At 30.9% G+C, this 14,161-nt stretch carries 10 protein-coding genes; 9 read left to right on the top strand and 1 reads right to left on the bottom strand.

Annotated features, from left to right (window positions below):
- Positions 1-50 precede the first annotated feature (50 nt).
- Together groL and BUB33_RS11255 are read left to right on the top strand one after the other, a co-directional pair.
- Positions 51-1,688, top strand: coding sequence for a chaperonin GroEL (gene groL, locus BUB33_RS11260; RefSeq protein ID WP_072976379.1), 1,638 nt, complete (start codon positions 51-53; stop codon positions 1,686-1,688).
- A 233-nt stretch (positions 1,689-1,921) separates the two neighbouring features.
- Positions 1,922-2,719: a divergent polysaccharide deacetylase family protein gene (locus BUB33_RS11255; protein WP_072976377.1), complete on the top strand. Its 798-nt coding sequence runs from the start codon at positions 1,922-1,924 to the stop codon at positions 2,717-2,719.
- A 38-nt stretch (positions 2,720-2,757) separates the two neighbouring features.
- Here the strand turns inward: BUB33_RS11255 and BUB33_RS11250 are convergent, their stop codons facing one another.
- Positions 2,758-4,365, bottom strand: a complete 1,608-nt coding sequence (locus BUB33_RS11250) for a helix-turn-helix domain-containing protein (RefSeq protein WP_072976375.1) — start codon at positions 4,363-4,365, stop codon at positions 2,758-2,760.
- 197 nt (positions 4,366-4,562) lie between these two features.
- On the opposite strand from BUB33_RS11250, the gene BUB33_RS11245 reads away from it, so the two are divergent.
- From BUB33_RS11245 to BUB33_RS11215, 7 genes are all read left to right on the top strand, one after another.
- Positions 4,563-6,566 (top strand): methyl-accepting chemotaxis protein, encoded by a 2,004-nt coding sequence (locus BUB33_RS11245; RefSeq protein WP_072976373.1) that lies wholly within the window; start codon positions 4,563-4,565, stop codon positions 6,564-6,566.
- Between the two features lie 275 nt (positions 6,567-6,841).
- Complete coding sequence (locus BUB33_RS11240) at positions 6,842-7,543, top strand: DUF5058 family protein (RefSeq protein WP_072976370.1); 702 nt, start codon at positions 6,842-6,844, stop codon at positions 7,541-7,543.
- A gap of 11 nt (positions 7,544-7,554) precedes the next feature.
- Entirely contained in the window at positions 7,555-8,235 is a 681-nt protein-coding gene (locus BUB33_RS11235; RefSeq protein ID WP_072976368.1) for a hypothetical protein, read from the top strand.
- A 29-nt stretch (positions 8,236-8,264) separates the two neighbouring features.
- Positions 8,265-9,440 carry a M20 family metallopeptidase gene (locus tag BUB33_RS11230; RefSeq protein ID WP_072976366.1) on the top strand — a complete coding sequence of 392 codons (1,176 nt, stop codon included), beginning with the start codon at positions 8,265-8,267 and terminating at the stop codon, positions 9,438-9,440.
- A 32-nt stretch (positions 9,441-9,472) separates the two neighbouring features.
- Positions 9,473-10,657, top strand: coding sequence for a M20 metallopeptidase family protein (locus BUB33_RS11225; protein ID WP_072976363.1), 1,185 nt, complete (start codon positions 9,473-9,475; stop codon positions 10,655-10,657).
- 153 nt (positions 10,658-10,810) lie between these two features.
- Positions 10,811-12,463, top strand: coding sequence for a PucR family transcriptional regulator (locus BUB33_RS11220; protein WP_072976360.1), 1,653 nt, complete (start codon positions 10,811-10,813; stop codon positions 12,461-12,463).
- 122 nt (positions 12,464-12,585) lie between these two features.
- Positions 12,586-14,031 (top strand): flotillin family protein, encoded by a 1,446-nt coding sequence (locus BUB33_RS11215; protein WP_072976358.1) that lies wholly within the window; start codon positions 12,586-12,588, stop codon positions 14,029-14,031.
- Positions 14,032-14,161 lie beyond the last annotated feature (130 nt).

Here is a 14,161-nt window from a genome sequence, read left to right as displayed (position 1 = left end):
CTCAATTGTTAGTTGTTAACTGAAAATTGAATAAAGGAGTGTGTATATAAATGGCGAAGGAAATTAAGTTTGGCGAAGATGCACGTCGTGCTATGGAAAGAGGAATAAATCAATTAGCTGATACTGTAAAGGTTACATTAGGACCAAAGGGAAGAAATGTTGTATTAGATAAGAAATTTGGTGCACCACTTATTACAAATGATGGTGTAACTATAGCTCGTGAAATAGAATTAGAAGATAAATATGAAAATATGGGTGCTCAGCTTGTTAAGGAAGTAGCTACTAAAACTAATGATGTAGCTGGAGATGGAACTACTACTGCTACTTTATTAGCTCAAGCAATAATTAGAGAAGGATTAAAGAATGTGGCAGCAGGTGCAAATCCAATGATTCTTCAAAGAGGAATTAAATCCGCTGTTAACACTGCAGTAGAAGAAATAAAAAGATTTTCTAAAAAAGTAGAATCAAAAGAAGCTATAGCTCAAGTTGCTTCAATCTCAGCTGGAGATGAAGAAATAGGAAAATTAATAGCTGATGCTATGGAAAAGGTAGGAAATGACGGAGTTATTACTGTAGAAGAATCAAGATCTATGGGAACTACTTTAGATGTAGTAGAAGGTATGCAATTTGATAGAGGATATGTATCTGCTTACATGGTAACAGATACTGAAAAAATGATAGCAGAATACGAAAATCCATATATATTAATCACTGATAAGAAGATTAGCAATATCCAAGAAATTCTTCCAATTCTTGAGCAAATAGTACAACTAGGAAAACCACTTGTAATTATTGCTGAAGATATTGAAGGAGAGGCAATGGCTACATTAGTAGTTAATAAATTAAGAGGAACATTTAACTGCGTTGCTGTTAAGGCACCAGGATTTGGAGATAGAAGAAAAGAAATGTTACAAGATATAGCAATCTTAACAGGTGGAGAAGTAATATCTGAAGAATTAGGATATGATTTAAAAGAAGCTACTATTGAAATGTTAGGTAAAGCAGCAAAAGTTAAGGTTGACAAAGAAAATACTGTAATAGTTAATGGAGAAGGAAGTCAAGAAGAAATTCAAAATAGAGTTAAACAAATTAAAGCTCAACTTGAAGAAACTGAATCAGAATTTGATGCTGAGAAACTTCAAGAAAGACTTGCTAAATTATCAGGTGGAGTAGCAGTAATTCAAGTAGGTGCTGCAACTGAAACTGAGTTAAAAGAAAGAAAACTTAGAATAGAAGATGCTCTTGCAGCAACTCGTGCAGCAGTAGAAGAAGGTATTGTACCTGGCGGTGGAACAGTATTAGTAGATTCTATACCAGCTGTGGCTAAATTACTTGAAAACTCCAATGGAGATGAAAAAACAGGAGTTAGTATAATAGTTAGAGCATTAGAAGAACCAGTTAGACAAATTGCAGCTAATGCTGGACTTGAAGGTTCTGTTATAGTTGAAAAGGTAAGAGCAGAAGCTGATGGAATAGGATTCGATGCTCTAAATGAAAAATATGTAAATATGATTGAAGCTGGTATAGTTGATCCAACTAAGGTAACTAGATCAGCATTACAAAATGCATCATCTGTAGCAGCTATGGTACTTACTACAGAAGGTGCAGTAGCAGATGTAGAAAAAGAAGACCCAATGGCAGCTATGGCAGGTATGGGCGGCATGGGTGGCATGGGCGGCATGATGTAATAAAATTGCAAAACCATTGAAATCAATAGGTATGCAAAGTTATGAAGCCGACTTGCTAACATTTTGGTAATATTAGAAGCTTTTCATTAATTCTGTGAATTTTTGAGAAGCTTCTTTTTTATATTTTTTGTAATACTATTATCATTATAAATATTAACTTCTTTAATAGTATTAGCATATAGTTCATATATTAGTATATGGATTAAATTCTAATAAATTAGAGGTGGTTTTTTATGCTTATTGTTATAAATAAGAAAACATTAAAGATTTTCTTTCTGGTAATTATTATATTTTTTTGTATTATTAAATTTACTTTCATGAAAAAGTCTATTGAAACAAGTACTGGTTCTAAAGGATGCATTGCCATAGTTATAGATGATTTAGGAAATAATGGAGAAGGAATAGACGAGCTAACTAAACTTGATATACCTATTACTGCAGCTGTAATGCCATTTCTTGAATACACGGAGATAGATGCAAAAAAAGCTTATGAAGCTGGAATGGAGATAATATTACATTTACCAATGGAGCCAGAGAAAGGTGATCCGAAGTGGTTAGGTCCTAGGGCAATAAGATCAAATTTTTGTAATGATGAAATTAAAGAGATTGTTTATGATGCCTTAGAACAATTGAAATGGGCAAAGGGAATAAATAATCATATGGGGTCTAAAATTATGAAAGATGAAATTATTATGAAGGAAATTTTAAACATAGCTAAGGAAAAAAATATTTATTTCTTAAATAGTAAAACAGATGAATCTAATATTTGCGAAGAAATAAGCAAAGAACTAGGAGTAGTATATTTTCAAAGAAATGTTTTTTTAGATAATGAAAGGACTGAACATTATATATCAAATGCCATGGAGGAACTTAGTAAGATAGCTTTAGATAAGGGATATGCAATAGGAATTGGTCATGTAGGAGGTCAAGGAGGTAAGATAACAATAAATACAATAGATAAGATGTCTAAAAAGTTAAAAGACCAAGGAATTGAATTTATATATTTATCTCAGGTAAAGGATTTTTTATAAATAGGTAATAAAATGGTACTAGGTACCATTTTTATTACTTATTTATTTAATATATCTATATGATATTGTAGCATTTTAATGATTTGGCTTTTCTCCTTATTAACTGGGGCAATTTGTTTCAAGGTTTGTTTAAAATACTCATTAAAGGTTTTAACAATCATATGCTCTTCAATAGATAACTGTATTTCTGATATGTTTTCTGGAGAATTAAAGGTTTTAAATAATATATAATGTCTATCTTTAACTGTACAATATGAATTAGGATTTTTTAATAATGTAACAGCATTTTGAGGCATAAAGGCTATATTGAAATTGTCATATGTCTCAAGAAGATATATTATATTTTGTAAAATTTCAATGATATCTTCAATTTCTAAATTAATTATTTCAGTACCAGTAGAGTAGTCAAAATGAAATTTTTTATCTATAATTAAATATTTAATAGAGTTAGTTAAATATATATCTGTATATTTATAGTACTGTATATTTGATAGAAATGTATTAAATCTTTTCTTATGAATATTTAAGGCCATAATTCCTTCATTATTGGGAACCTTTTTTTTCTTGAGAAATTTTTGGAACAGGTTATTAGTTAGCATAAGCATACTAAAACAATATTTATATTGAAAGCGATTTCCTATATTTTCTTCAAATTCTACTAAGTCATTGTAATATTCTGTATGTTTTGAATAATATTTCACAATAGGGTGGGCATGATCTGCAAGAAATTTGTTAAAGTAGTTTTTGAGAATATCTATTCCAGATTTATTTTTTAAATAAAAACCACAGTTCATCTCCCAACCAAGGTTTTCTGGGAAACAAGATAATGCACCAATTCCAGAAATTACATATATTTCTCTATTTGTTAAATAAGTGTCATGATTATTAAAATAATATATTTTCAGTTTTCCTGTTATAATAATTGGATATATAAAATCTATGAATTCCATTATTCTATTAATATTATTATCCAATCTTAATAAGACAATTATTTCCCATCCATTATTTATAGCTTTTAACAAAGTCTTTCGCCAATAAATTAATTTATAACAAGTATTTATTTTATTCATATTATAAGTGATATAAATTATCTTATTATCTTCATGTTCTTGATTGGCTGCAATTTCAAGTAAGGAAATACGAGCAGAAACAATGTTCTCAATTCCGAAAATTATTTTGTCTTCATCTGATAAAGCTATAGTTTGATTTGAAAAATTAATATTATCATGATTATGAGAATGAATTTGCTTTATATCTAAAAGATTAGAAGTTTGTTTTTCATTAATTGATTGTTCTTTCTTTTGTTTTTGCTCTTTTTTTTTACATTCAATGGAATATCCTTGGGATTCCAACAATACCTTTCTAGTTTTTTCTATTATATTACCATTAAACTCATCATTCTTACACACTTTCATAAAAAGTTCATTTATATGTTGTTCTTGAAATGAATTCTTAATATTTTTTGAAAGGTATTCAGTAATACTTTCAATATATACCGTATTATATGCGGGAATTCTTTTTCCATTAGCCCAACGATTGACAAGTGAACTATCTACATTTATAGCTTTTGCTAATTGACTCATACTTATATCCAAAGTGGAAAGTAAAAAGGATAGACATTCACCAAATTTCACATTAGTTGTCAAAGGGTTCCCTCCTTAAAATAATTGACAATAATTTTATATTATCATATTGGATATAGATAGTATAAAATTGTCACAACCAAGGCAATGACTTTGATATCCACATAGTATAACTAATACAGATATTAATATATAATTATACAATAAACTACAAAAAAATACATTATTTTATATTTTATGCTAACTGAGGAGGGGTATATTTGAAATTAAAGAGTATTAAAACAAAGCTAACTTTATCTTATGGAGTACTTTTGTTTGTTGTTTGTATAGGTCTTGGACTTATATCTTATAAAACAGCATCAAAAGCTTTGGCAAAAAGTATTAATGAATCACTTTATCAAATGGCAAAAGAAGATGCAAAGGTTGTTACAGAAGGAATGAGAGTTCAGTTTAATGCATTAGAGGCATTGGCAGAGAGTCATTGGATAAAAAGTGATGAATTAACCTTAGATGAAAAGTTAGATTTATTAAATATTGAAGTGAAACGAAGTGGACATATAGATATGAATATAGCAGATATCAATGGCAATTCGAGAAATACCAATGGAATAAGTTCTAATATTTTAGATAGAGATTATTACATAGAGGCACTATCGGGTAAAGTAGTAGTTTCAGATCCAATTGTAAGCAAGACTGATAATAAAGTAGTGATTTGCTATGCAGTTCCTATTAAAGAGGGTAGTACTATAAAAGGAGTACTAATAGCTAACCGAGATGGAAATGTTTTAAGTGATTTCACCAGTGATATGCAATATGGGGAAAATGGTGCAGTTTTTATGATAAATAAGCAAGGGACAACTATAGCTAATAAAGATAGAAGCCTTGTTATGGAAATGGATAATATTATTGAAGATGCTAAAGATGATCCTGAGTTACAATCTTTTGCTGAAATGGAGAAGCGAATGATTGAAGAAGAAGATGGAGTTGGAGAATATATTTATAAAGGTATTGCTAAATATATGGGGTTTGCTCCAGTAGAAGGAACTAATTGGTTGTTAGCCATAACTGCACCAAAGTCAGAAGTTATGTCAGAAGTAAATGGTTTAGCAGTTTCAATGTTAATTATTTCAATTATTTATATTCTTATTGGTTTAGTTATTACTTTCTTTATAGCAGGAAGTATTTCAAATCCTATAAAAGAAGCCTCCGATTATTTAAATGTAGTGGCAACTGGAAACTTTACAGGAGCAGTACCCATAAAATTGATGGAAATGAAGGATGAAACGGGTATTTTAGCAAATGCCATTGATACTATGCAGCAATCTGTAAAAGATATTATAAAAGAGGTAGCTGAAGAATCCTTTAATGTAAGTCAGATGCTTATAAGTATTGATGAAAATATGGGGCAACTTAATAAAAGCATAGAAGAGATTTCGGCAACCACGGAAGAATTATCTGCAGGAACTGAGGAAAATGCCGCATCTACTGAGGAAATGAGTGCCACATCTACAGAAATTGAAAGGGCTATTGAATCTACTGCATGTAAGGCACAGGAAGGTGCAATTATGGTAAATGAAATAAATAATATGAGTCAAGAAATGAAGAAAAAGGCAATATCTTCAAGAGAAGCTGCCATTGAAATATATAGAAATACAAAAATTGATTTAGAGACTGCCATTAAACAATCAGAAGCAGTTAATCAAATCAATGAATTGTCTGAAGCAATTCTTGAGATAACTTCACAAACTAATTTACTAGCATTGAATGCTGCTATTGAAGCTGCTAGGGCTGGTGAAGCAGGTAAAGGATTTGCAGTTGTTGCAGATGAAATTAGGAAATTAGCAGAAGGTTCTAAGAATACGGTTTCTAGAATACAAGAAGTAACTAAAGTAATATTTGAAGCCGTTAATAATCTTTCATCTAATTCCAGTGAAATAATAGATTTTATTGATAAGAAGGTATTAAATGATTATGAAGATCTGGTTAATGCCAGTGAACAATATGGTCAAAATTCTATAGGAATAAATGATGTGGTAAATGAATTTAGTGCTACGTCTGAAGAACTCTTAGCTTCAATGCAAAATATGGTAAGAGCAATAGATGAAATTGCAATTGCTGCTAATGAAGAAGCACAGGGGGCTACAAGTATAGCACAGGAAACATCAGTTATAACTGAAATGTCAGATGATGTTATTAAGTTGGCAAAGTTGGCAAAAGAAAAATCAGAATCTTTATTAAAAGTAGTTTCAAAGTTTACAGTATAAATTAAAATCATAGAATATAAAAGATAATTAAAAGAATAGTAGTTAAAAAGAACTTCCTTATGGTGATTCACCAAAAGGAAGTTCTTTTTATGTAAATATGACAAGAATATTATGTTTTTTGTATAAAAGTGCAAAAGTACAAAAAGAATAGATATTTTATAAAAAAATACAAAGCTACAAAATCCATATTTAATATCTTAAATACTCACAAATTTTATTGATGAGGAATGTAGTAATATAAAAATACAAATTAAAATATGAAGGAGGCAATAAACATGAAGGAATACTTAAAGGTAGCTAATGATCCAATACTATGGCTAATGTGTTTACCAGTAGTAATAGTAGTAGCCATTCAAGCAATTATATTTTCTAAAAAGGCATTTCAAACAGCTAGTATTGTAAAACTTACTAAAAAAGAAGCAAAGGATGCATTTAGAATAGGAGCAGTATCAGCAATAGGACCTGCTGTAGCAGTGTTTGTAGTAATGCTAGGTATGATGGCAGTAGTAGGAGGACCAATGACTTGGATAAGATTAGCTATAATTGGAGCAGCACCAACAGAATTAGCAGCATCCACTATGGGTGCAAAGGCTATGGGTGTAGAGTTCGGTGGAGAAGGTTATGGAGCATTAGAATATGCTAACTCTGTTTGGACAATGACTTTAAATGGTATTGGCTGGCTTTTATTCGTTGGGTTATTTACTCATAAACTAGAGGGCTTGAGACATAAGGTCTCAAAAGGAGATCCAAAGCTTACAGGTGAAATAAGTGGAGCTGCTATGTTAGGTGCAATGGCATATTTAGTTGGAGGACATTTAATAGCAGGCAGCGGAAGGTTAATAGCAGCATTAGCAGCAGGAATATCAATGATAATCTTTGGGAAATTAGGAGAAAAATATCCTAAGATTACAGAATATAACTTAGGATTAGCAATGGTTGTAGGAATGATTGCAGCAGTAGCATATGTAGGATACTAGGAGGGATAGAAATGGAAAATAATAAAAATCAAGATTATTATGAAAGTTTTACAAAACCCATAATTAGAACAGGAAAATGGACATTGCTTCTTGCAGTAGCATTGTGTTTCTTACCACCAATTTATTTATGGATAAGATACGGAGCATTACCACCATTTCGTGCAATAATGACAGGCTGGTTTTTAATATTATCAATTTACGGCACTTATTATTTTATTGAACCTATATCATATTTCCCAATATTAGGAGTGGCAGGAACATATATGTCTTTCTTGGCAGGAAACATAGGTAATATGAGGGTGCCTTGTGCAGCAGTGGCTCAAGAAGCTTTAAAAGTTGAACCGGGTTCAGAGAAGGCAGAAATAGTAGCTACATTAGGAATTGCAGGCTCAATTATTACAAATCTAGTAGTAGTTACAATAGCAGCAATTGCTGGGAATGAATTGATGAAATTATTTCCCCCAGTAATACTAAAGGCTTTTGAATTTGTATTGCCGTCAATATTTGGAGCAATGTTTGCAATGTTCGCAGTTAAGTATCCAAAATATGGGGCTTTTGCCATAGGGTTAACATTATTCCTTTTAGGAGTTGTAAAGATATTACCAGTATATATTTTAATTCCTTTATGTGTATTTAGTACAATAATTTTTGCTACAACTTCATATAAAAAGAAAACAAAGCAAGAACAATAAAAAATAATAAGGCATTGGAGGGGGACGTAATGAAAGATAGTAACATATTAAAATTAGTTGATAAAGATGAAGCAATAGATTTACTTCAAAAGATGATAGGATTTAGGACTGTAAATGAGCCAGGAGATGAATTGCCTCTAGCTAAATTTATAAAACAAAGGCTAGATGAGATTGGATTGGAATCAGTAGTTGATGATTTGGGAAATAACCGAGGAAATGTAATAGGAAGGCTAAGAGGTACTGGTGAAAGAGAGGCACTATTATTTAATGGGCATTTAGATACTGTTCCTCCAGGAGATATTCAGTGGGATTATGATCCATATAGTGGAAAAGTAGTAGATGGAAAAATCTATGGTAGAGGCTCTGCTGATATGAAGGGTGGATTAGCAGCAATGTTTATAGCACTTAAAGCCGTAAAAGAGGCAGGATGGAAATTGAAAGGTGACTTTATTTATTCTGCTACTGCAGGAGAAGAAATAGACAGTATAGGTGCAGTAAAATTTGTACAAGATGGAGGATTAGACGAAGTAGGGGCAATAATTATTGGAGAGCCAAGTGCAGGTAAAATAAATATTGCAGAAAAAGGTGCATTTTGGGTGGAGATAACTACCTATGGAAAGACTGCCCATGGTGCTTTTCCTCAGAAAGGTATTAATGCAGTGACTCATATGAACGCCTTATTATCTGAGTTAATAAGCTATAGATTTAAATATGAAGAGAATTCAACTCTTGGTCATCCTACAATGAATATTTCTACTATTAATGGTGGAGTAAAAACCAATGTTGTACCAGATAAATGTAGTATTACCATAGATATGAGAACTGTACCTGGTATGATTCATAGTGAAATTGCAAAGGATTTTGAAAGAATAATTGAAAAATTAGCTACAGAAATAGATGATTTTAAAGCAGATATTAAAATATTAAATGATAGGGCGGCTGTGGAAACTAAACCAAATCATCCATTTGTTAAATTAGCTGAAGAAACTATTAAAGAAGAGTTTGGTAGAGAGGTTAAAGCTCAAGGAGTAAATTTCTATACAGATGCATCAATATTTTTACCGGCTAAAGAAATACCTTGTATATTTTATGGACCAGGAGATTCAACTATGGCTCACCAGCCAAATGAGTATATAACAATAGATAGTCTAATGGAATCAGTTCATTTTTATATAGCTATGATAGAAAGGTATCTTGTATTATAAATCATTATTTATTAATATAAGGGGGAATTAGATTGGATATAATTAAAACTGCCAAGGAAGTAGAAAAGAGCATTATAAATTGGAGAAGAGACTTACATCAAATTCCTGAAATAGGATTAAATTTGGAACAAACTTCCCAATATGTAATTAAACAACTTGAAGAAATGGGAATTGAATATAGAAAAAACATTGGAGTTTCTGGTATAGTAGGACTTATAAAGGGAGAGAAACCAGGAAGAACAATAGCGTTAAGAGCGGATATGGATGCCCTTCCTATTAAAGAAGAAACAGGACTTACATTTGCATCAAAGAATGGCAATATGCATGCTTGTGGTCATGATGCTCATACGGCAATTCTTTTAGGAGCGGCTAAAGTGTTAAATGAAAATAAAGACAAGATAAAGGGAAATGTAAAATTAATATTCCAGCCTGCAGAAGAAGGACCTGGTGGAGCAAAACCAATGATAGAAGATGGTGCTTTGAAAGAACCAAAAGTAGATGCCATTATGGGACTTCATGTGGGAAATTTAACTGAAAATAGTAAAGAAGGCTCAATCATGATATCCTATAATAATATGATGGCTTGTTTAGATAGGTTTAAATTAAAGTTAATAGGCAAAGGTTGTCATGGTGCTTATCCTGAAACAGGAGTAGATCCAATTGCTATGGCAGGATATTTTATATCCAATGTACAATCTATAATTAGCAGGGAATTAAGTCCAACTGATCCAGCAGTTGTTACCATTGGAAAGATTAATGGAGGATTTGCATATAATATAATTCCTGATAGTGTAGAATTAGAAGGAACTGTAAGGGCAGTAGACCAAAAAGTAAGAGAAAATATAGCTAAGAGAATAGAAGATTTTGCAAAGGGTATTTCTGAAACTATGAGGGGAACTTATGAATATGAATATGTCTTTGGATATCCCCCCTTAGTAAATGATAAAGAATTTACCAAGGATTTCATAGAATCTGCAAAGAAAATTATTCCTGAAGAGGATATAGTTGAGATGAAAAAGCCTGCAATGGGTGGAGAGGATATGGCATATTTTCTAAATGAAGTTCCAGGTACCTTTTTCTTCATGAGCACTCCTAGAGCAGTTAATGGAGAATATTATCCTCATCATAATTCTAAGTTTGATATAAATGAAGAGATACTTTGGAAAGGTGCAGCATTACTTATCCAAGGTGCAATGGATTATTTAGAAAAGATATAAACGTATTATAATATTAGATAACTTCCTAATTTTAATAGGTAATCCTAAAATTAGGAGGTTATTTATTTATTGACATTGTCGAAGAATGTCTATTATATGCTATAATATAATAAATAGAATCATAATAGGCTAAATAAGGAGGGAAAATGGAAGATGGGAGTAACAGTTGGGGAAGTATTGAAAACAAAATTTTTTGGAGACTATTATTTAATTGCAGGAAAAGAAGGACTAAATAGGGAAATACAAGCTGTATCACTTTTTGATGCTCCAGATGGATATAAATGGGTTAAAGGTAAGGAGTTTATGCTTTCCTCAGGCTATTTATTCAAGGATAATATTGAGCTTTTTAAAGAAGTAATATTATTTCTATCTAAACAAAATTCCACTTGTTTGGCGGTGAAAATTAATAGATATTTGGGAGATATTCCAAAGGAAATAATAGATTTATGTGATGAGTTGAGATTTCCACTAATTAATGTTCCCAATGATGTAGCTTGGATAGATATAATAAATGCTGTAAATTCAATTGTTATGAATAGATATATAACGCATATTATTGATAAAAAAAATGCAGATAAACTGGTACTGAGAAGTGATGATTTTCATAAGAAGATTGAAAAAACAATAATATGTCTTTCGGAAGAATTGAACTCTCCATTATCAATAGTTGATATTTTGGAAAAGGGAATTTTTGATTATCCTAAGAAACAACCTTTTTTGAAAGATGATATTTCTTTTAATAAAGAAGATGATTTTTCATTTAATTATCAGAAAGAAATATTGTGTGATAAATTAAATATATATAGAATAACAAATATAGAAGATAAAGAAAAATGTCCTTTTATAATAATGCCTATAGTGATAAAGGGTGTAACAGTATCAAAGCTAATGGTATGGGAACATAATGCTAAAATTGATTATTATGATTTATTTGTTTTAAGACTTAGTTATACTTTGCTTTTAGAGATATATGAACAGATTTATCTTATGAACTCTTTTGAAAGACGTTTTTACGATGATTTAATTAAATCCTTGATAAATGAGGAATTAGATTCTAAACAAAGTTTAATTAAAGCAATAAATAGTATTCAAGATTTTAAGTTGAATATAGAAAATAAATTTATATGTATATGTATAAAGCAAAATGAAAATAATCCATCTTTTTATAAGGATCGTGAAAAAATATCTACTACATTTTTGTTAAATCTTTCAAAGGATAAATCTATATTTGGTATATTAGATGACAATACCATAATACTTATATACGATGTGGAAGACTATAATAAAGATATTGTTATGAATGTAAAAAAGGATTTTGCTGGTATATTCAAAGAAATAAAAAATAATTTTCAAGATAGAGAAATAAAATTAGGTATAGGTGATATGGTAGAAGATATTTGTCGTATAAGGGAAAGTTATGTTGGTTCTTTAAAGGCTGTAGACATTGGATCTTATATTTATACAGATGGAGAAATGATAGCCTATGAGGATTTGGGACCCTTTGGTTTATTTCGCTTAGAGAATATTCAGAGAAAAGATTTTAATAATAATTTTATTCAGGTATATCCATTACTAGAAGAGCCCGATAGGGAAGAATTAATATCTACATTAAAAGTTTATTTAGAAAGTGAATCAAATTGTAATATTGCAGCAAAGAAATTATTTATTCATAGTAATACAGTAAGATATAGAATTGCAAAGATACAACAAATTTGTAATATTGATTTAGAGAATCCTATAGAGAGATTGAAAATGGAAATTACATTGAAATTTATTAATGTATTAATCCATAAGAAAGAGTTCTAAAGGATTCTTTTTATATATTGTATTACAAAAACATTACAATTGTTAAAATATTGTTTAACATAAATGCATAAAGGTATATAATGATTATTAAATTTATATAATTTCAAAAAGGGGGTTTTGCCATGCAGTATATATTTATATTAGGAGGAGTAGTAATATTTTTAATACTTCTGCTACTATTCTGGAGAAAAGTACCGGCAGATAAGGCAATGGTAATCACAGGTTTAAAGAAAAGGGTTCTATCTGGTAAAGGCGGATTTATGATTCCATTTTTAGAAACTTCTTGTACAATTTCTTTAGAAAATATTAGTATGACTACAGATGTAAATGAAGCACCTTCTAAACAAGGGATATTTGTAAACATAATAGGTACAGCCATAGTAAAAGTCAATAATGAAGAGAATAGCATACTTAAAGCAGTAGAGCAGTTTTGCAATGGCGGAGCAAAGAACACAGTAGGCGTTATTAGTAGTATGGTAGAACAAATTTTAGAAGGTAAGCTAAGGGGGATAATATCAACTCTTACTGTAGAGCAAATAAATGAAGATAGAGCAGCATTTGAGCAAAGAATAGAAGATGATATTAGGGAAGAACTACATTCTATGGGTTTGTTACTTATATCATATTCTATTCTTAGAATATCTACCCAAGGAGGTTACTTAGAGAATAGGGCTATACCTCAAATTGCTTCTGCAAAGGCAGATGCTGATATTGCTACAGCTGAAAGAAAAAGAGATACAGAAATACGTACTGCAAATGCAATAAGAGAAGGAGAAAGGGCTAAGCTATTAGCTGAAACGGAAATAGCAGAAAGTCAAAGAGATAAATCAATAAAGGTAGAGAGTTATAGAGCAGAACAGGACAGAGCAAAGGCAGATGCCGACGTGGCATATAAATTGAAAGAGATCGAAAATGAGTCTTTAGTGGCAGAGCAGCAAGCGGCTTTGGCTAAGAAGAATGCTACAGTAGTGGAAGAGAGACTTGTAGCTGAAATAAAGAAACCAGCAGATGCAAAGAAATATGAAACAGAAGTAAATGCTGAAGCAGAGAAAATAAGATCTATAAAACAGGCTGAGGCACAGGCAGAAGCTATAAGAATTAAGGCAGTGGCAGAAGCAGATGCCCTAAAGATTGCAGCCATAGCAGAGGCAGAGGCAATAAAGGCAAAAGGTATAGCTGAAGCTGAATCAATAAAGGCAAAGGGTATAGCTGAAGCTGAATCTAAGGACAGATTAGCAGAAGCTATGGCAAAATATGGTGATGCAGCTATAGTAGAATTAGTAGTAGGCAAGTTACCAGAAATAATGGCAGAAGTGGCTAAACCAATGGAGCAAGTAGATAAGATAACTATAATAGATAATGGTGGTAGGGAAGGTGCAGCAAAACTAACAAAGTTAATCACTGATATTACAACAAATGGTTTTCAAACAGTTAAGGATATAACTGGTATAGATTTAACAGATGTTATAACTTCTTTTACAAATAAAGAGAATAATATTTTACCAAATGAAAGTAAAGATATAGACGAACCCCTAGATAATATGGAAGAAGCACTAGCAGATAATTAGGCAAGAGAGATTATTATAAAAAACAAGAATGAAATATATGAACATGCCCCTGTCAAGTAGACAGTGAAAATAATAAAAACTTTGTGCGCCAACCATTTCATTATGATTGGCGTATATTCATTTTAAGCAG

The organism is Tissierella praeacuta DSM 18095 (assembly GCF_900128955.1).
GTDB classification, from domain to species: Bacteria; Bacillota; Clostridia; order Tissierellales; family Tissierellaceae; genus Tissierella; species Tissierella praeacuta.
This window is presented reverse-complemented; position numbering and strand designations above follow the sequence as displayed.

What these genes read in the sequence shown, in the direction of transcription:
- BUB33_RS11240 (WP_072976370.1), top strand. Translation starts at nt 6,842, where the DNA reads ATGAAGGAATACTTAAAGGTAGCTAATGATCCAATACTATGGCTAATG.
- groL (WP_072976379.1), top strand. Translation starts at nt 51, where the DNA reads ATGGCGAAGGAAATTAAGTTTGGCGAAGATGCACGTCGTGCTATGGAA.
- BUB33_RS11235 (WP_072976368.1), top strand. Translation starts at nt 7,555, where the DNA reads ATGGAAAATAATAAAAATCAAGATTATTATGAAAGTTTTACAAAACCC.
- BUB33_RS11215 (WP_072976358.1), top strand. Translation starts at nt 12,586, where the DNA reads ATGCAGTATATATTTATATTAGGAGGAGTAGTAATATTTTTAATACTT.
- BUB33_RS11230 (WP_072976366.1), top strand. Translation starts at nt 8,265, where the DNA reads ATGAAAGATAGTAACATATTAAAATTAGTTGATAAAGATGAAGCAATA.
- BUB33_RS11255 (WP_072976377.1), top strand. Translation starts at nt 1,922, where the DNA reads ATGCTTATTGTTATAAATAAGAAAACATTAAAGATTTTCTTTCTGGTA.
- BUB33_RS11220 (WP_072976360.1), top strand. Translation starts at nt 10,811, where the DNA reads ATGGGAGTAACAGTTGGGGAAGTATTGAAAACAAAATTTTTTGGAGAC.